This window comes from Ignavibacteria bacterium (assembly GCA_016707005.1).
Taxonomy (GTDB): domain Bacteria; phylum Bacteroidota; class Ignavibacteria; order Kapaibacteriales; family Kapaibacteriaceae; genus UBA10438.
In genome coordinates this window covers 24,541-41,227 of sequence record JADJIQ010000004.1, presented here as the reverse complement: position 1 = coordinate 41,227, position 16,687 = coordinate 24,541, and the positions used below count along the sequence as shown (strand labels likewise).

Genomic DNA, 16,687 nt, shown 5'->3' with positions numbered 1-16,687 from the left:
TTCATACTCCCTGTTCATTCACGCGTTGGACATCTGCTGCTGTATCAATTCCGTCGATCGTTGCTTCCGGCAGTGTTCGTTTGACCAATCCTTGCAGGACCTTGCCCGGACCGATCTCTCGATACGAAGTGATCCCATCCTTCCACATCGTCTGCATCGTTAGGGTCCAAAGCACTGGCGACGTGAGTTGACGAATGGCGGCATCTTTCAGTTCATCCGCGGCAGTAACGGCACTACCCGAAACGTTAACATAGACCGGTACGTTTGCGTCGTTGAACTGGGTTGAACGGATCTTCTCAGCTAGGCCGGATTCTGCCTCTGCTAGAAGAGGTGAATGGAACGCACCACTGACTTGAAGTTCCTTCACCAACTTGGCACCCCGCTCCTTGAAGATCGGCATAGAGGCGCGTACGTGTTCTGCAGATCCGCTAACAACGATCTGCCCTGGAGAGTTAAAGTTCGCAGGGACGATCACGTTGCCATTGCCGGTATTGAGTTCTGCGCAAAGGGCTCGTACAACATCGTCCTCGAGTCCAACAACAGCAGCCATCGTTCCGGGAATGCGGTCACCCGCTTCGTACATCAATGTTGCGCGGAGCTGAACCAGTTGCAGTGCATCTTCGAACGAAACAACTCCAGCTGCATAGAGCGCTGAATATTCGCCGAGTGAATGACCGGCAACGGCACTCATGGATGCCCGCGCCTGGGTAACATTCAGAAGCAAAGCCTCATGAAGGAACAGAGCGGGCTGTGTATAGCGCGTTTGACGAAGGGTCTCTTCCGGACCATCGAACATGATGGCACTCAGATCATACGCAAGGATCTCATTTGCACGATCCACCAGCCCCTTAGCAAGAGGGTATGTTTCGGCAAGATCCTTTGCCATCCCAACGTACTGTGAGCCTTGACCCGAAAAGAGAAGTGCTGTCTTCATGTTCAGTTTCCTTAGGTATCGATGGACCAACGAATGAGCACGCTACCCCAGGTATAGCCGGCGCCAAAGGACGAGAGAACGAGATAGTCGCCCTTCTTCACCTTCTTTGTCATGTGCAATTCTGACAAACAGATCGGGATGGTACCGGCCGTGGTATTTCCGAACCGGTCGATATTGATCATCACCTTGTCGTGCGGAAGCCCCATTCGTTTGGCGGTTGCATCGATGATCCGAAGATTGGCTTGATGCGGAACGAGCCAAGCGATATCATCGGCTGTGAGGTTGTTGCGCTGCATGATCTCATAGGAGACATCAGCCATCCCCTTCACCGCACTCTTGAACACGGTCTGACCTTCTTGATAGACATAGTGTTCGCGGTTCTGAACGCTTTCAACTGTAGGGGGCTTGAGAGACCCTCCAGCTGGTTGGTGAAGGAAGTCCTCTCCCTTACCGTCCATGCGAAGAACATGATCGATAACGCCATAGGTATCGTCTGTTCCGTCTTCAAGCAGAACTGCACCGCCACCGTCACCGAAGAGCACACACGTTGTACGGTCTTCGAAGTTGAGGATGGAGCTCATCTTATCACCGCCAAGGACCAGACAACGTTTCACTGCGCCCGACTCAACCATCTTTGCTCCTGTAACCAGAGCATAGAGAAAACCACTGCAAGCGCCGGCTAGGTCGAAGCCCCAGGCATTTGTTGCACCGAGTTTGCGTTGCAGGATGGCGGCACTCGACGGAAAGACTCGATCACCCGTAATGGTTGCTACGATGATGAGATCGATATCCAATGGTGTGAGGCCGCGTTGCTCAAGCACTCGCTGAGCTGCCGGCAGAAGAATGTCCGTGAGCCCGCCCTCAAAGGCAAAGTGTCGCTCACGAATACCTGTTCTTGTCGTGATCCATTCATCCGTGGTATCGATCTTGCTTTCAAACCACACGTTGTCATAGACGTCCGCAGGCACGTTATGTGCCACGGCAGTGATCACCGCATTCATACAGGTTCCTTGGATGAACTCGCCGCATTAGCGAGTGCTTTTTGTATCGTACCGTTCACGTCCTTGCGGACCATTTCAACGGCTCGTTTGATCATGTTTGAGAGAGCAAGGGGCGAGCTGCTGCCGTGACCAATGATCGCTACACCATTGATTCCGAGAAGGGGCACACCACCATATTCTTGGTAGTCCATGTCGCGTAAAGCGCTCTTAAGGACAGGTCTGAAGGCACCGATCAGGAGTTTCTGCACGATCCCGCGGTCTGCATACGCACGGAATCTGTCCTTGAGGAAGCCGAGGATGCTTTCAGCAAATTTGAGGACGATGTTACCCTCAAATCCATCGCAGACAACGATATCGACGGTCCCGGCAAGGATGTCTCTGCCTTCAACATTTCCGGCGAAATTCACTCCGTTGGTCTGGAGTAGGCCGTAGGCTTCGCGAGCTACCTCGGTTCCCTTTCCTTCTTCTTCTCCAACATTGAGCAGTCCAACGGTTGGACGTTCAATGCCGATCATGAGTTCGGTATAGACGCTGCCCATCACGGCGTAATCAGAGAGGAACTTGGGTTTACTGTCTACATTGGCTCCAACATCGAGCAGCAACGTAGGGCGACCGGTCTTGGTCGGGAAGAATGATCCGATGGTTGGACGGCTCACACCGGGAATACGACCGCAGAGCATCGTGGCCGTGGCCATCACGCCGCCCGTGTTTCCGGCGGAGACGAATGCGTCTGCCTGACCCGATCGCATGAGTTCAAGGCCAACATAAAGGGAAGACTCTCGACGGGTCTTGATGATCGACGAAGGCTCGTCTCCCATGCCCACAACGTCAGGGGCATGCACGATCCTGATCGACGCAGACCCTTGATGTTTACTGAGCAACGGCGCAAGGTCGCCTTCTCGTCCAACGAGAATGAGTTCAACGTTCGGACCAAGGTCTTTTAACGCAAGGATAGCCCCTTGCACTTCATTTCCGGGTGCATGGTCTCCGCCCATCGCATCCAACACGACCCTTACGGGGCGGGCTTGCGTTGGGAGAGGGGCTGAGGAAACAGCGTCAGGCACGGACGATCCTCAGGGGGTTCGTGTTCTCGTGATCGTTAGTCGACAGAGAGGATCTTGCGACCGTTGTAGTACCCACATGAAGGGCAAACGATGTGTGGCTGCTTGGCTGCGCTGCAGTTAGGGCATGTCATTACAGAAGGCGCAGTGGCCTTGTAGTGCGTACGGCGCTTGGCACCGCGGGACTTGGAATGACGTCGCTTTGGATTCGGCATGAGAGGTACCTCAGATTTACGGTCGTTTCAATTTTGCGAGTGCTGCCCATCGTTCGTCCACTACTTCGGTGTGAGCCGTTCCGTCGGCCTCACGTTCCTTGATCGCGGGATGGATCTCTTCAAGTTCTTTGTCTCGATACGCGGGAGCTACACGTCGAAAAGGGATCGCTACAGTAAGTACCTGACGTACATCTTCTGTTAGATCGATCACCTTGTCTTCTTCTCGTATCCCCCGTGCCTCTTCATCATCAAGTTCACTGATTCGTCCACGCTGCGTTGCGGCCAGATCATGATCAACTACGAAGTCGAGATCGATCACAGCTGCGATCGGCTCTTCAAACTCTTCGAGCGACCTGTCACAGACCAAACGAGCGGTTCCGGACACGTCTGCATCAAGTGTATACCTGCTGCTCGCCTTCCGGAGGACACCTTCTGTGTGGATCGTACCGACGAATTCCGAGGCAAGCCCCGGGATCTGCGATACATCCGTCTCGATTGAGAAGGGATGGTTCCCATCCCGAAGGCCCACGATATTGATGGTGATCATGGTATTCAGGCGGGTCCAATGTTGACAAGACTACGAAAATACGGCACTTAGACGATTTTTACAAACCTTGTCCACATCGTCAAGCACCAAGCGCCTTGAGGTTCTTTTTCGCGGTTTCGTTGTTCGGATCAAGCTTAAGGACCTCGCGGTAGGCCTTTTTGGCATTTTCCACGTCCTGCAGACCCTGATAGCCAAACCCGAGGTAGATCCAGGAGCCAACACTCTTGGGATCGAGTTCGGTACCGATCTTACTGCGATCCACGATGGCCTGCCACTTCTTGTCGCCGATATCCTGACCATTGAGTCGAATGATAGCTCCAACGGCGTACCGTTTATCATCCGCACTTGTGCTGGTCTTTCCATTCTCGATCACGGTATTGAGGAGCTCCGGCCCCCTTACAACATCACCCTTGGCCAGGAGAGTCTCACCGAGTCGGAGCGTGGCATACATGTACTTCGGGTTCACACCCAAGGAGCGCTCGTAGGAGGCAACTGCGCTATCCACGAGGCTATCGGCATAGAAGTTATTGCCGATGAAGACATGGATCTTCGCATCAAGCGAGTCGGAGCAATTTGCCAGACGCTTACGGAAGATCTCGTTCGAACGGGCATACATGTACCGGCCCTGCATCAGCACAGCATAACGGAACATGAAGGTACATTGCTTTGGGTCCCTGTCAGCTGCTTCGGCCATCACATTGATCGCCATTGCCGTATCGCCTGCTACAACTGCAGCCACACCAAAGTACCAGTAGTCAACATTATCCCATCTCGCCTTGATCGGAAGTGCAGCCTTGTAATATTCTACAGATGCCTTCCACTGCTTGGCCATGAAGTTGCATTTGGCCATCATCAAAGACACCTTTGGCTTGAGAGAATCGATCCTGGATGCGGCATCTTCAAGATGTTGCTTCGCTGAATCGCACATATTCTGTTTGAAGAGAGACTCGCCGAGGTACCACGAGGCCATGATCTCACCCGTTCCGAGTGGACGTAACTCACGATAGGTCTTGAGTGCTGTTGTAGCCGCAGAATACTTGCCTGCCAAATAGAGGATCTTCCCCTCTTCATACCAAGCACGAGCATTCTTAGGATCAAGTTTTGTTACCTGATCCCATTCGCGAAGTGAACGAGAGAAATACTCGTTGGCCAGATCATTGTCTGTTTCCCGATTGCCCATGCGCCAGAAACAGATGGCAAGGTTGAAGTGTGCGGTTACCTGATTCGGATCTAGTTCAAGTGCCTTGTCGTAATTCTGGACCGCAAGTTCAAAGACAGGAATTGGCTTGGAGTTGAAGTAGATGTTCCCAAGTGCCAAGTATGCAGCCGGACTCTTTGAATGTTTGTCTCGGGCCGTAGTGGCCACAAGTTCTGCAGCCTTCATGGAATCTGCGGCAACAAGGGCATTCACAAGAGCAAGCGTAACGTCCACATCATCCTTCTTCCGAAGGTACTTTCGTAGGATCGGACTTGCGGCGGGTGCTTGCGATGTCTCGGTGAGTGCCTGTGAATATAGAAGCACATTTTCCTTCTCATCATCATCGTCTTCATACACACGGCGAGCATAGGTCAGCGCCGTGTCATGGATGTCGAGTTCCAAATAGATCTTTGCAGCAAGTGCCACTGTTGGCATATCCTGTGGGTTCTTGTCGATCGCCTTCCGAATATGATCGGCGGCCTGTACCCAATTGCCCTCTTCTGCAGCCTTTTTGGCTGTATTGAAGTCATTAGCACTGGCAACTGCGGCATAGCCGAGTACGAGGATCGCAATGAGAAGCGTACGCATGGTGGTGTTGATGTGGGTGATCATTCTTCTGGCATTGTAAGGGAGAACTTTGCGTACGCTGGTTCGATACCGGCCGCAAAGAGAGTTTTGAGAGCATCACCATTCCGCGTCATGTACTGCATGAAGCCGGATGGAAGATTGTATTGATTCGGAAGATCACGCAGGTATACCCAGATCGGAACCGGGAATGGATATTTCCCCATGATGAGGTAGGACAGATGCACGGGCTTAGGCCATTCATGTGATCCGTCGGCATTTGTATAACTCAATCGAAGGGGCTTAACCGACGTATCACGAAGAACCTGCGACATATACCCGACGCCGATGGAACCACGCACAGATTGAACGGCACGAACAACACTGTCATGATCGGGCACGGATGCGATTCGTTGGCGAGACGGCAACTTCTTCTTTCCGAGAACAACGTTCACAATGTTGCCGTAGATGGACCCTGATGCATCACCGGAGATGATGAATGTGGGATCTGACGCAAGTTTCGGGTAAGACACCTTTACTCCGCTCTCTCCTCCAAGCCACTGCCGGATATGATCGGAGTTCATCGTGTCGTATGGAAAGTCCTTTGCAACAAAGAACACCAAGGCGTCCCTGCCGAGTAGAGTTCTTGGGAGTGTATCACCGGGATCATTCGCAATGGCACTGTCTTCCGACGGAGTATAGTCGCGTGCGATGATCGCAATGCGCTCCTGATGATTGAGCATTCTGTCCATCGTTGAATGAACATTAGCACCCACAAGAGTCACGGAGGCGTTTGGATGAGCCTTGTCATACAAACCCTTTGCTGATCCAAGAATCCCGATGATCTCCGGATCAACGGAAACGGATATCGTCCCCGCCAGCGCAGTTTCCGTCTGAGATGCTTCTTTTTGAGCCGTGTCTGAACATGATACCAGACCAATGGCAAGTATCGCTGACAGAACTACTGATGTATGGATGTTACTCTTCATCGTCTTGGTTCTTTCGCTGACTGAAGTATGACACGAGGCGAAACAGACCAAACAATACGACGATTGACCCAAAGACTTCTTGGAGTGGCGAGTCCAATACCCCGAAAGGAGGAACGCCGGCAAGGATCAAGCCTCCCAGAAGGAGAACAAGAACCCTGACGGCGATATTGATGACATGCATTGTTTCGAAAGCGGTGGATTACCGCAGAGTGAATCGGATAGGCACGCGAGCCCACACACGAACGGCTTGACCGTTTTGCTGCGCTGGAGTGAACGATGTCTCGCGAACAGCTTTCACAGCGGCTTCGTCTAGGATCTCGTTGTCAGACTCAATAACCTTGATATTCTCGATACGGCCATCCTTGCCAATGAGGGCACCTACAAGAACGATTCCTTCGATGCCGTTTCGTCGTGCCATTTCCGGATACTTCACACGTCGCGCCAAGCTGCCTTCGTCGTACGACGGTTCCTTTTCCACCGAGACAAAGTCCTCAATGTCGGGTTCCGGTTCGCGAGCAGCGATCTGAACACCTTCGCCGATGTTGTCTGCAAATCCGCCATTATCCTCCCCGCTTCCGCCAACGGCTGAAGCACGGTTGATCTCATCGGTATTGGCAAAGTCCTTTGCATCCGGAGCCAGTTCTGCATCAGGTACAGCAACCGGAGTACCTGCACGTGCAGCCGGACCGGCAGGAGCGGCTGTTGGCGGAGGTGGAGGCGGTACGTCTTCGTTCTGCGATTGTGGAGGCGGCAGATTATCTAAGGATACACGGGCCAGTTTCACCTTCACCACGTTCGGTGGTGGGAAAAGCCAGTTTTCGATCAGTGGCGCTGCAAACACATAGAGAGTGATCAAGAGTAAAAGCGCAAGCGTCACCAAGAATGCACGCTTCGTGTTCGCTTCAATAACGCGCTTAAGTTCGGTAGCACCGTAACGGAGTGCCTCTAGCGGCTGTTGGAGTGTTGCTGTGGTGCTCATAGTCCCTTCAGCTCCTCGGCGTCCTTCGCCTCATACGGTGAAACCGTGAACTTGCGCTTGCGTTCGTTGATACCGATGCGTTTAAGACCTTCGATGATGTCCGGCTCGGCGGCATTCAGCTCGTCGAGGATCTGAACAACTTGACCGTAGGGGGCTTCGCCTGAACCTTTTAGAACCACGATACAGCGGTTCTTCAGCGTCACGTTTTGGTCCACAACAACCTTTTTAAGCCCCTTGATCGTGATCTTCTCCGGGGCATCCATACCCATGTTATAGAACATCTTGCCATCCTCGCGGACGCGGATGGTAAGAAGCTCGGATTGTTTCACCTCGATTGGGACGTCCAATTCCGGTGGAACGTTCATTTCCATCGTTTGCGGCGTGATCATCGACGTTGTGAGCATGAAGAACGTGAGAAGCAAGAACGTGATATCCACGAGTGGCGTCATATCGAGACGAAACCCGAGACGTTTCTTTGCCTTCCGCTTGCCCTGTTTGCCGCGTCGTTGTTTTTGTCCGCCGCCTAATTCACCACCACCTGCCATGAGGACACCTGTAGTTCGGTTCGTTCTAGAATAGAGAGGATGGAACGTGGGAAAGTGTTACTACCCGTTAGGCGTAGATCACAATCCCGTCTTCTTCTCCGTGACGAAGTTGAACGTGGTAGCGCGTTTTTTGCGCATCTCGTTCATAGCCATCTCCACCCACCGATACCGGAGGCGGCGATCTGCATCTACAGCAAAGGATGCTCTCGGGTTCACGATACGGCACTTCTCAACAACAGTGCCTAGCCAGACGGTGTCCTTGATCTTATACACCGTGGTCTTCTCGTCAACATCCGGGAACTTCGCTTCGCGCATAGCAGCACGGAGAGCGATGATATCCTGCTCGTTGATCATCGACACGTAGAACGCTGTGTCCTTCACAACCGAATCAACACCGATCTTGATCATCACAAGATCCTTGTCGGCAAGCTTGGCTGTATCGGACTGCGTCTGTGGTCGTTTGATCTCGACCTTATTCTGATTTTCTGATTCGCTCTTGAACTTTGCTGTGAACATGAAGAACGTCAGAAGGAGGAACGTGATGTCCACCAACGGCGTCATGTCCAACACAAAGCCAACGCGCTTCTTCTTGATCTTCGACATGATTATTCCCTACCGGTGATTAGATCAGGCCTTCGTGCCGGTGCGGATGGAAAGCGTTTCCATCAGATCAAGGATGGCTTCATCCATTTGATACGTGAAATCGTCAACCTTCGTTGTGAAGAAGTTGAAGAAGATGATGGACAGAACAGCGGCGATAAGACCACCCGCCGTGTTGTAGAGAGCTTCGGAGATACCGATGGAGAGCTGCTGAGCCGAAACGGTACCGGCAGCACCAAGGGCTTGGAAGGCACGGATCATACCAACGGTTGTTCCGAGCAGACCGATCATCGTAGAAACCGAAGCAATGGTTGAAAGCATTGCAAGATTCTTCTCAAGAAGCGGTGTCTCGAGGTTCATGTTCTCGTCGATAACACGCTGTGTTTCTTGGAGCTTCTGATCGGCGTTCAGTGTTGGATCGTTCTCAACGGTCTTGAAGCGCTCAACGGCAGCACGAAGAACATTGGCGAGCGAACCGCGTTGGTTGTCACATGCCGCAAGAGCTGCGCTGTAGTTGCCCTTAGCAACGTTCCCAACGATCTCCTGCGTGAAGGTGTGCATGTTCCCCTTGCCGCCGGCCTTGCCGATGGAAAGGAAACGCTCAACCGTAAAGGTGAGAGCTATGAGAATACAGGCGATAAGCAGACCCACGAGCGGACCACCGGTAAAGATCATGCCCATTGCGTTCTGCGGGAGGTGCATGTCCACCACTTGTGTCTTCGGGTCTGTGAAGTTGCCTTCAGCACCGAGTACGAGGTAGAACACAGCGTAGGCCGCAATTACGCAGGCTACCAGAATGATCGTGTTCGTCATGTTCTTCATACGTCACCCTTCAAGGAAACAGAATAGTGTTATTGATCGTTGTTGTGCGCATCGAGTGCTTCGTCTACACTCGAATACGAGTCGAAAACATTGTCCAGTCTCGTCACATGGAGGATCTGCTGTAATGCCTCAGGCACATTACATAACACGATCGCTCCCCCTTTCCTGCTGATGGACGTATGAGCCGCAAGCAAACCGCCGATAAACGACGAGTTGATATAGGCCACACGTTCCAAGTCCACCACCACCGTCTTGCTGCCGTTCACCAAGGCGCGTTGAAGCACTGTCTGAAAAGCTTCCGACTCCTCACCCCCGGTGAATTGACCTGAAAGTGCTACGATCAGGGTCTCGTCAACCAGTCGTTCTGTGATCTGTTCGTTTTCCGTCATAATTCCAACCGTCCGTCTGAATGCCGCGTCGTGAAGACGTCGAATCTACGAAAAAAGCCTGCTTCGTTCAGGGTGTAAGACACTCTGAGTTACGACTTTGTAACACTGCCCCATGAGATCTTTGCCACACGAGGGATCCCGGCGAGGTCCTCAATGATGGTGCAAAGCAGCCCCCCGGCAGTCATCAGGGCAAGAATCTCTGTACTCTGACCATACCCTATCTCGAGGAATGCCGTGCCTGTTGGTGATAGAATTTTCGGGGCTGCGGCTGCGAATCGACGGTAGAACGTAAATCCGTCGAGATCATCGGTAAGTGCGGTAAGGGGCTCATGATCCCGTACCTCTGGCTCAAGCTCGTGAATCTCAACCAACGGAATGTAGGGCGGATTCATGGTTATGAGGTCGAATGTACCGCTCGGTAGGTCCGCAAGGAAATCCATCGTTGTGAACGTCACTCGAGATCCCACTGCATGTGCCTCGGCATTACGTCGGGCAACCTCCAGTGCGCCGTTATGCACATCAATACCCACCCAGACCGATGTAGGGTCATGAACGGCAATACTGACGGGTATACATCCGCTTCCGGTTCCCACATCCAAACAACGCGGTGACAAGCCCCCTACCTCGCGGAGGAGACGGATCGCACGATCAACGATGATCTCGGTCTCGGGACGTGGAATAAGCACATTGGGGTCAACGGTAAAGGATAGACCATAGAAGTCGGCCTTTCCGAGGATGTACTGCAGCGGCTCACGTTCTGCCCTTCGTCGGACGTAGGCCCGCAACACCGAGAGCTCCTCCTTTGTTAGGGGGCGTTCATGATCGGTGTAGAGCTGAAGTCTGCGCACGTCGAGAACATCACACAACATGAGCTCAATGGTCAAACGCGGAGAATCCACGCCCTTGCGCTCAAAGTACTCCGTCCCCCAATTCACGAGGTCGAGCACGGTCCATATGCGCTCTACGTCAGGCGTTTGCCGACGCATAGTGGTCCTGCAGCGATACCGCCGTGAACGTTTCCTGCCTCAGAGCCTTTATCCCATGCAAGGACGCTTCGGCCGCAGCGAGGGTTGTGAAGAACGGAACCTTATACTTCATCGCTGTCCGACCCATTACGGCCTCATCGTATCGAGCGCTCTCACCGATCGGAGTGTTGATCACGATCTGAACGTCACCATTGGCGATCTGATCGATGATACTTGGTCGACCTTCGTAGTGCTTGAGAACGGAGGTAGTCTCAACACCATGCTCACGAAGGAAGGCAGCCGTGCCACTGGTTGCTAGGATCGCAAATCCAAGATCACGATATCCCTGCGCTGTTTCGATGGCACGTGGTGTTTTGTCGTGGGCACTAAGGGAGATGAAAACATTTCCGGTAAGGGGCAATGAATTCCCGGAAGAGATGTGCGACTTCACGATGGCTCTTCCGAACGTGCTGTCCATGCCCATCACTTCGCCAGTTGAACGCATCTCGGGTCCGAGGAAGACACTGGCATGCGGGAACTTGGCGAATGGGAAGACCGACTCCTTGATGGCCGTGCGAGTCATCGTTGTGCTGAATTCCTTCATCTCGATGTCAGCAAGCTTCGTGCCGACCATCACACGTGTTGCGATCTGCGCAAGCTGCACTCCGGTGGCCTTTGACACAAAGGGCACGGTGCGCGAAGCGCGCGGGTTGACCTCGAGTACGTAGACGATATCGTTCTGGACAGCGAACTGAATATTGAGCAGACCGATCACGTTCAGCTCACGCGCCATGCGCTTGGCGTAGTCGCGCATGGTGTCCACGATCTCAGGCGCAATGTTATACGGCGGAAGAACACATGATGAATCGCCAGAGTGTACACCGGCTTCTTCGATGTGCTGCATGATGCCACCGATCACCGCCATGTCTCCGTCGCTCACAGCATCAACGTCGAACTCAAGGGCATTCTCAAGGAAATGGTCGATAAGGACCGGACGTGTTGGATCCTGCGCAATGGCTGTGCGCATGTACTCGCGCAGAGAATCTTCGCGATAACAGATCTGCATTGCCCTGCCCCCTAACACATAGGACGGGCGAACAAGGACCGGATAGCCAACGCGATCGGCGATGACCACTGCGTCGTCTTCGGTGACGCTTGTCCCCCACGGCGGACATGGGATGCTGAGTCGGGCAAGAAGATCACCAAAGCGCTGACGATCCTCTGCAAGGTCAATGCCTTCCGGCGATGTACCGATGAGTTTCACGCCGGCTTCATGAAGCTTCTGCGCGAGTTTGAGCGGCGTTTGTCCACCGAAGGTGATCACCACTCCATCGGGATCTTCCAGTTCGATGACGTTCATCACGTCTTCGAAGGTCAATGGTTCAAAGTAGAGTCGGCTCGTTGTATCATAATCCGTTGACACGGTCTCCGGATTACAATTGATCATGATCGCTTCGTACCCCATCGCCTTGAGAGCGAACACTCCCTGCACACAGCAATAGTCGAACTCGATACCCTGGCCGATACGGTTGGGTCCGCTTCCGAGAATGATGACCTTCTTGTTCTTCGACGGTTTGGCTTCGTTCTCAGTATCGTAACACGAGTAGTGATACGGCGTCTCCGATTCGAACTCTGCTGCACAGGTGTCAACGGTCTTGTAGACCGGACGCACGCCGATGTGAAGTCGTTGGGCGCGGACGGCCGATTCCGATACTCCGAGTATGGTTGCGATCTGATAATCACTGAACCCGTAGCGCTTCAGCTTCTTCATGTGCGGCACGGTGATCGCTTGAAGTGCAAGTCCGTTCTTCACTTCACGTACAAGTTCCAAGGCCTCATCGACGATCTGCTTGCACTGCTCAAGGAACCATGGGTCGTACTTCGTGAGGCTGTGGATCTCTTCCGTACTCATCCCCGCGCGCAGGGCATCACAGAGGTCGAAGATCGATGTTGATGAACGTTTGCGCAGACGCGACCGCAATGGTACCAGTTCGGCCTCGCCCAGCGGTGTGAGATCTGCATAGTGCGGAGAATCGAATCCGAATCCGAATCGCTTCTGTTCAAGTGAACGAAGTGCCTTTTGAAGTGCCTCTTTGAAGTTGCGACCAAAGGCCATGGCTTCACCCACCGACTTCATCTGAATGCCAAGTGTATTATCGGCCTCATGGAACTTCTCAAAGTCCCAACGCGGGATCTTCACCACTACATAGTCGATGGACGGCTCGAAACACGCCGGTGTCTTCTTTGTGATGTCGTTGAGGATCTCGTCAAGTGTATACCCTACGGCTAGTTTAGCCGCCATCTTTGCGATCGGGAATCCCGTTGCCTTTGATGCAAGAGCCGAGCTGCGCGATACGCGCGGATTCATCTCAATGACCACCATGCGTCCGTCTTGCGGATTTACGGCGAACTGAATATTCGATCCTCCGGTCTCCACACCGATCTCACGAATGATCTTCAACGAAGCATCCCGCATGCGTTGGTATTCTCGGTCGGTAAGCGTTTGCGCCGGGGCTACCGTGATCGAGTCACCCGTATGGACACCCATCGGATCGACATTTTCGATCGAACAGATGATCACCACGTTGTCCTTGGTGTCTCGCATCACTTCGAGTTCATACTCTTTCCATCCAATGATGCTCTCTTCAACAAGTACGCGCTGAATAGGGCTTGCAACGAGTCCGTTGCGAAGCATCTCGCGATACTCTTCGAGGTTATAGGCGATGCCGCCGCCGGTACCGCCGAGGGTGAAGGACGGACGGATGATGGCTGGGAAGCCCACCTCGTCCACCATCTTCATGCCTTCCTCGAACTCGTGCACAAAGCCCCCTCTCGGCATTTCCATACCAATCTTCTTCATCGCATTGAGGAAGAGTTCGCGGTCTTCTGCCTTGTGGATCGATTCGATCTTGGAGCCGATGAGTTCAATGTTGTATTTGGCAAGGATGCCGGCCTCGTGCAATTGAACTGCAGCGTTAAGGGCTACCTGACCACCCATTGTTGGGAGGATGGCATCCGGACGTTCGTTCTTGATGACCTCTTCGATGAACTGCGGTGTGATCGGTTCAACGTAGGTAGCATCGGCCACGTCCGGATCCGTCATGATCGTTGCAGGATTCGAATTGATGAGCACAACACGATATCCTTCTTCTCGCAGGACCTTGCAGGCCTGCGTACCGGAGTAATCGAATTCACAGGCTTGGCCAATGACGATGGGGCCGGAGCCGATGACAAGGATCGTTTTGAGGTCAGTACGTTTAGGCATGAGAGGTGAGGTCTTTCCGTGCTATCAGGTTAAGAGGAGTTTGCGAAGGACAGCCATCCGCACAGCAACGCCGTGCGTCACTTGGCGGTGAATGAGGCACTGGGGTAGATCAAGGACAGGTTCATCGATCTCAACACCAACATTGACCGGACCGGGGTGCATCACGGCCACATGTGGATAGGCGCGCGCCTGATCCATGGTGAAGGCATAGGATCGGCGATAGTCGTCAGCATTAAGAACAACGTCATCAGAGAGTCGTTCACGTTGAATGCGAAGGAGGTAGACAACATCAGCCCACGGAAGAAGTTCATCCATGGACGAGAAGCGCTGCATCGACGAGAACATTTCATCCTGCGGCGCAAGTGCATCGGGAGCGCAGTACGCAACGTCTGCCCCGAGTCGCGCAAGTACGTCCGTGGTAGACCGTGCTACCCGAGAGTGTCGCAGGTCTCCAACCACCGCCACACGTTTTCCGGCGATGTCTCCTGCATACTCTCGGAGTGTAGAGGCATCAAGAAGTGCTTGTGTGGGATGTTGGGCGCTGCCCTCGCCGGCGTTGATCACCGACATCGTTGAATACGAAGCGATCTCGCTGTGAATTCCGTTTGAGGCATGACGGAGGATGATGGCATCAAAACCCATCGACTGGATCGTGAAGATCGTCTCACGCATCGTCTCTCCCTTTTCAACGCTGCTGCCGCTGCCTTGGAAGAAGATCGATGAGGCACCGAGTCTATCGGCCGCCGTCTCAAAGGAGAGTCGTGTTCTTGTTGATGCTTCGAAGAATGCGAGAACGAGGCGTTTCCCCCTCAGTTCGTGCGACTGCATCGAATGCAGTCCATCAGGTGTGAGAACGGAGGAGGCGTCGTCAAGAAGAGCGTTGATGTCTTTGACGGAAAGGTCACGTGTCGACAGTAGGTGTTGTAACGCCATCGGTTGCAAAAATAGCGCAAAAAAAAGCCCGCCAATTGGCGGGCCCTGAAACTGTTGCCAGTTACTTCTTCTTCTTTGCTGCTGCCTTCTTCGGAGCTGCCTTCTTCGGTGCTGCCTTCTTTGCTCCGCCGGCCTTCTTCTCACCGTTCACAACGGCCTTGAGATCGGAGCCTGCAGAGAACTTCGCAACCTTACGTGCAGCGATCTTGAGCGTTGCACCTGTGAATGGATTGCGACCAGTACGTGCAGCGCGCTTGCCAACGCTGAACGAACCGAAACCGATAAGAGCAACACTGCCGCCCTTGCCGAGCTCGCCCTTGATAGCGTTGATACATGCATTGAGTGCAGTATCAGCTTGCGACTTGCTGAGACCAGCGTTGTTAGCAATAGCCTCGATCAGCTCTGCTTTGTTCATGAGAACCCCACAAAATGTGTTTGGTAAAACCAATTGCGTAGCGAAGATATCGGCTATCTGTAGGGGTTTTCAAGGACGAATTATCCACAACGACCTATTTCATAGGGGTTTGAGAGATCACACGTCCGGAATCCTCCCATTTCATAGGAGTTGGAGGGGCCATTGACCAAGGAATAGTCGGGTATCCACGATACCCAATGCCATCAATGCTGTAGCGATCAATTGTGTACTGAATCCGGCGAAAAGCCCTGCCAGTACGTCATCTCCGAGCACTGCCCATGCTTCGGTGCGATCATTTATCACGCTGATCGGCCATGGTTTCATCACGTCAAAGAGTCGGAACAGGAACACGGAGCAGGCCCACATCACCCAGCCCATACTGGCTGCCGGGAACATGAACGTGATGCACATTCCCATCGCTTCATCCACGACCACCACGTTCGGATCGTGCCCCCACTTGCCTTGGATGCGTGGTACGCTCCAAAGTCCGAGGATGGTGAAGACCACAAGTCCTATCCCGTAGGCGATCTGCGTGGTCTCTACGGTCATGGCAACGAACAATGCCGGCAGTGCGACAACGATACTGCACCACGATCCGGGCATGATGGGGAGCAACCCAATGCCCCCTACTGTTGCGATGTAATCAGCTGCTCCGGAGAGCTTCGGTCTTGGTATGCGTTCAGCCACGGGAGAAAAGGTGTCGGTTAGTGAAAATGTACATAATGGCAGTATAGATGGTCAACAGCGTGATCCCAAACTCGATGTAGTAGGTGACCGTTGAGTAGAGCGTCTGGTGTGCTGTAACACGTGCTCCATCACCGGGTCCGGCAACCACAAGCCAATACAGGATGAGTGCATAGATGATGAATCCCATCTGCAAAAAGGTCTTGACCTTGGCAGCATAGGACGTTTGCATGATCGTACCCCGATCATCAGCGATACTTCTCATCGCCGTGGTTCCAAAATCGCGCACCACGATAACGATCACCATCCAGAGCGGCATCACGTCGATAAGAAACAGCGCAACGAATGCGGAGGTGGTCAATACCTTATCTGCGAGTGGATCGAGAAAGATGCCATGATCCGTCACCTCGCCATACCGTCTTGCCAGGTATCCATCTAGCCAATCAGTGGCCGCTCCAACGATGAAGAGCACAATGGCAGCCGTCACAGCCGATGGAGAGTCGGACAGGATGCAGACCAGGAAGATCGGGGCAATGAACAACCTCGAGAGCGTAATGATGTTCGCGAGTGTGAACTTCATC

At 53.2% G+C, this 16,687-nt stretch carries 19 protein-coding genes; all 19 read right to left on the bottom strand.

All coding sequences use genetic code 11. From position 1 onward, the window contains the following. Window position 1 precedes the first annotated feature (1 nt). Window positions 2-934, bottom strand: a complete 933-nt coding sequence (fabD, locus tag IPI29_06810) for an ACP S-malonyltransferase (GenBank protein MBK7412247.1) — start codon at window positions 932-934, stop codon at window positions 2-4. A gap of 11 nt (window positions 935-945) precedes the next feature. After that, window positions 946-1,935: a ketoacyl-ACP synthase III gene (locus IPI29_06805; GenBank protein ID MBK7412246.1), complete on the bottom strand. Its 990-nt coding sequence runs from the start codon at window positions 1,933-1,935 to the stop codon at window positions 946-948. Continuing rightward, entirely contained in the window at window positions 1,932-2,930 is a 999-nt protein-coding gene (gene plsX, locus IPI29_06800) for a phosphate acyltransferase PlsX (protein MBK7412245.1), read from the bottom strand. Before plsX ends, IPI29_06805 begins: the two co-directional genes overlap by 4 nt. 104 nt (window positions 2,931-3,034) lie before the next feature. After that, window positions 3,035-3,211, bottom strand: a complete 177-nt coding sequence (gene rpmF, locus IPI29_06795) for a 50S ribosomal protein L32 (GenBank protein MBK7412244.1) — start codon at window positions 3,209-3,211, stop codon at window positions 3,035-3,037. A gap of 16 nt (window positions 3,212-3,227) precedes the next feature. Then, window positions 3,228-3,758, bottom strand: coding sequence for a DUF177 domain-containing protein (locus IPI29_06790; protein MBK7412243.1), 531 nt, complete (start codon window positions 3,756-3,758; stop codon window positions 3,228-3,230). Between the two features lie 79 nt (window positions 3,759-3,837). Further along, window positions 3,838-5,544 carry a tetratricopeptide repeat protein gene (locus tag IPI29_06785; protein MBK7412242.1) on the bottom strand — a complete coding sequence of 569 codons (1,707 nt, stop codon included), beginning with the start codon at window positions 5,542-5,544 and terminating at the stop codon, window positions 3,838-3,840. Between the two features lie 20 nt (window positions 5,545-5,564). Beyond that, the gene (locus tag IPI29_06780) at window positions 5,565-6,509 is read right to left on the bottom strand and encodes a substrate-binding domain-containing protein (protein MBK7412241.1); all 945 of its coding nucleotides are present in this window, start codon (window positions 6,507-6,509) and stop codon (window positions 5,565-5,567) included. Then, on the bottom strand, window positions 6,499-6,690 hold the full coding sequence (locus IPI29_06775; GenBank protein MBK7412240.1) for a hypothetical protein: 192 nt from the start codon (window positions 6,688-6,690) through the stop codon (window positions 6,499-6,501). The genes IPI29_06780 and IPI29_06775 overlap by 11 nt, the downstream gene beginning before the upstream one ends. Before the next feature lie 18 nt (window positions 6,691-6,708). Then, window positions 6,709-7,488: an energy transducer TonB gene (locus IPI29_06770; protein MBK7412239.1), complete on the bottom strand. Its 780-nt coding sequence runs from the start codon at window positions 7,486-7,488 to the stop codon at window positions 6,709-6,711. After that, window positions 7,485-8,033: a biopolymer transporter ExbD gene (locus tag IPI29_06765; protein MBK7412238.1), complete on the bottom strand. Its 549-nt coding sequence runs from the start codon at window positions 8,031-8,033 to the stop codon at window positions 7,485-7,487. The genes IPI29_06770 and IPI29_06765 overlap by 4 nt, the downstream gene beginning before the upstream one ends. Window positions 8,034-8,111: 78 nt before the next feature. Next, window positions 8,112-8,636: a biopolymer transporter ExbD gene (locus tag IPI29_06760; protein ID MBK7412237.1), complete on the bottom strand. Its 525-nt coding sequence runs from the start codon at window positions 8,634-8,636 to the stop codon at window positions 8,112-8,114. Between the two features lie 24 nt (window positions 8,637-8,660). Next, the gene (locus IPI29_06755) at window positions 8,661-9,455 is read right to left on the bottom strand and encodes a MotA/TolQ/ExbB proton channel family protein (protein MBK7412236.1); all 795 of its coding nucleotides are present in this window, start codon (window positions 9,453-9,455) and stop codon (window positions 8,661-8,663) included. Between the two features lie 29 nt (window positions 9,456-9,484). Continuing rightward, window positions 9,485-9,844: an STAS domain-containing protein gene (locus tag IPI29_06750; GenBank protein ID MBK7412235.1), complete on the bottom strand. Its 360-nt coding sequence runs from the start codon at window positions 9,842-9,844 to the stop codon at window positions 9,485-9,487. A gap of 89 nt (window positions 9,845-9,933) precedes the next feature. Beyond that, entirely contained in the window at window positions 9,934-10,830 is an 897-nt protein-coding gene (gene prmC, locus IPI29_06745; protein MBK7412234.1) for a peptide chain release factor N(5)-glutamine methyltransferase, read from the bottom strand. Beyond that, the gene (gene carB / locus IPI29_06740; protein ID MBK7412233.1) at window positions 10,811-14,074 is read right to left on the bottom strand and encodes a carbamoyl-phosphate synthase large subunit; all 3,264 of its coding nucleotides are present in this window, start codon (window positions 14,072-14,074) and stop codon (window positions 10,811-10,813) included. The genes prmC and carB overlap by 20 nt, the downstream gene beginning before the upstream one ends. Before the next feature lie 24 nt (window positions 14,075-14,098). Beyond that, entirely contained in the window at window positions 14,099-15,007 is a 909-nt protein-coding gene (locus IPI29_06735; GenBank protein MBK7412232.1) for an aspartate carbamoyltransferase catalytic subunit, read from the bottom strand. Window positions 15,008-15,068: 61 nt separating this feature from the next. Beyond that, a complete protein-coding gene (locus tag IPI29_06730; protein ID MBK7412231.1) occupies window positions 15,069-15,422 on the bottom strand; it encodes an HU family DNA-binding protein in 354 nt (117 codons plus the stop codon). A 141-nt stretch (window positions 15,423-15,563) separates the two neighbouring features. Next, the gene (locus tag IPI29_06725; GenBank protein ID MBK7412230.1) at window positions 15,564-16,109 is read right to left on the bottom strand and encodes a phosphatidylglycerophosphatase A; all 546 of its coding nucleotides are present in this window, start codon (window positions 16,107-16,109) and stop codon (window positions 15,564-15,566) included. Further along, window positions 16,102-16,686 (bottom strand): CDP-diacylglycerol--glycerol-3-phosphate 3-phosphatidyltransferase, encoded by a 585-nt coding sequence (pgsA, locus tag IPI29_06720; GenBank protein MBK7412229.1) that lies wholly within the window; start codon window positions 16,684-16,686, stop codon window positions 16,102-16,104. Before pgsA ends, IPI29_06725 begins: the two co-directional genes overlap by 8 nt. Window position 16,687 lies beyond the last annotated feature (1 nt).

Excerpts from the sequence above, each read along its gene's own strand:
- fabD (MBK7412247.1), bottom strand. The coding sequence starts at position 934 with ATGAAGACAGCACTTCTCTTTTCGGGTCAAGGCTCACAGTACGTTGGG.
- IPI29_06805 (MBK7412246.1), bottom strand. The coding sequence starts at position 1,935 with ATGAATGCGGTGATCACTGCCGTGGCACATAACGTGCCTGCGGACGTC.
- plsX (MBK7412245.1), bottom strand. The coding sequence starts at position 2,930 with ATGGGCGGAGACCATGCACCCGGAAATGAAGTGCAAGGGGCTATCCTT.
- rpmF (MBK7412244.1), bottom strand. The coding sequence starts at position 3,211 with ATGCCGAATCCAAAGCGACGTCATTCCAAGTCCCGCGGTGCCAAGCGC.
- IPI29_06790 (MBK7412243.1), bottom strand. The coding sequence starts at position 3,758 with ATGATCACCATCAATATCGTGGGCCTTCGGGATGGGAACCATCCCTTC.
- IPI29_06785 (MBK7412242.1), bottom strand. The coding sequence starts at position 5,544 with ATGCGTACGCTTCTCATTGCGATCCTCGTACTCGGCTATGCCGCAGTT.
- IPI29_06780 (MBK7412241.1), bottom strand. The coding sequence starts at position 6,509 with ATGAAGAGTAACATCCATACATCAGTAGTTCTGTCAGCGATACTTGCC.
- IPI29_06775 (MBK7412240.1), bottom strand. The coding sequence starts at position 6,690 with ATGCATGTCATCAATATCGCCGTCAGGGTTCTTGTTCTCCTTCTGGGA.
- IPI29_06770 (MBK7412239.1), bottom strand. The coding sequence starts at position 7,488 with ATGAGCACCACAGCAACACTCCAACAGCCGCTAGAGGCACTCCGTTAC.
- IPI29_06765 (MBK7412238.1), bottom strand. The coding sequence starts at position 8,033 with ATGGCAGGTGGTGGTGAATTAGGCGGCGGACAAAAACAACGACGCGGC.
- IPI29_06760 (MBK7412237.1), bottom strand. The coding sequence starts at position 8,636 with ATGTCGAAGATCAAGAAGAAGCGCGTTGGCTTTGTGTTGGACATGACG.
- IPI29_06755 (MBK7412236.1), bottom strand. The coding sequence starts at position 9,455 with ATGAAGAACATGACGAACACGATCATTCTGGTAGCCTGCGTAATTGCG.
- IPI29_06750 (MBK7412235.1), bottom strand. The coding sequence starts at position 9,844 with ATGACGGAAAACGAACAGATCACAGAACGACTGGTTGACGAGACCCTG.
- prmC (MBK7412234.1), bottom strand. The coding sequence starts at position 10,830 with ATGCGTCGGCAAACGCCTGACGTAGAGCGCATATGGACCGTGCTCGAC.
- carB (MBK7412233.1), bottom strand. The coding sequence starts at position 14,074 with ATGCCTAAACGTACTGACCTCAAAACGATCCTTGTCATCGGCTCCGGC.
- IPI29_06735 (MBK7412232.1), bottom strand. The coding sequence starts at position 15,007 with ATGGCGTTACAACACCTACTGTCGACACGTGACCTTTCCGTCAAAGAC.
- IPI29_06730 (MBK7412231.1), bottom strand. The coding sequence starts at position 15,422 with ATGAACAAAGCAGAGCTGATCGAGGCTATTGCTAACAACGCTGGTCTC.
- pgsA (MBK7412229.1), bottom strand. The coding sequence starts at position 16,686 with ATGAAGTTCACACTCGCGAACATCATTACGCTCTCGAGGTTGTTCATT.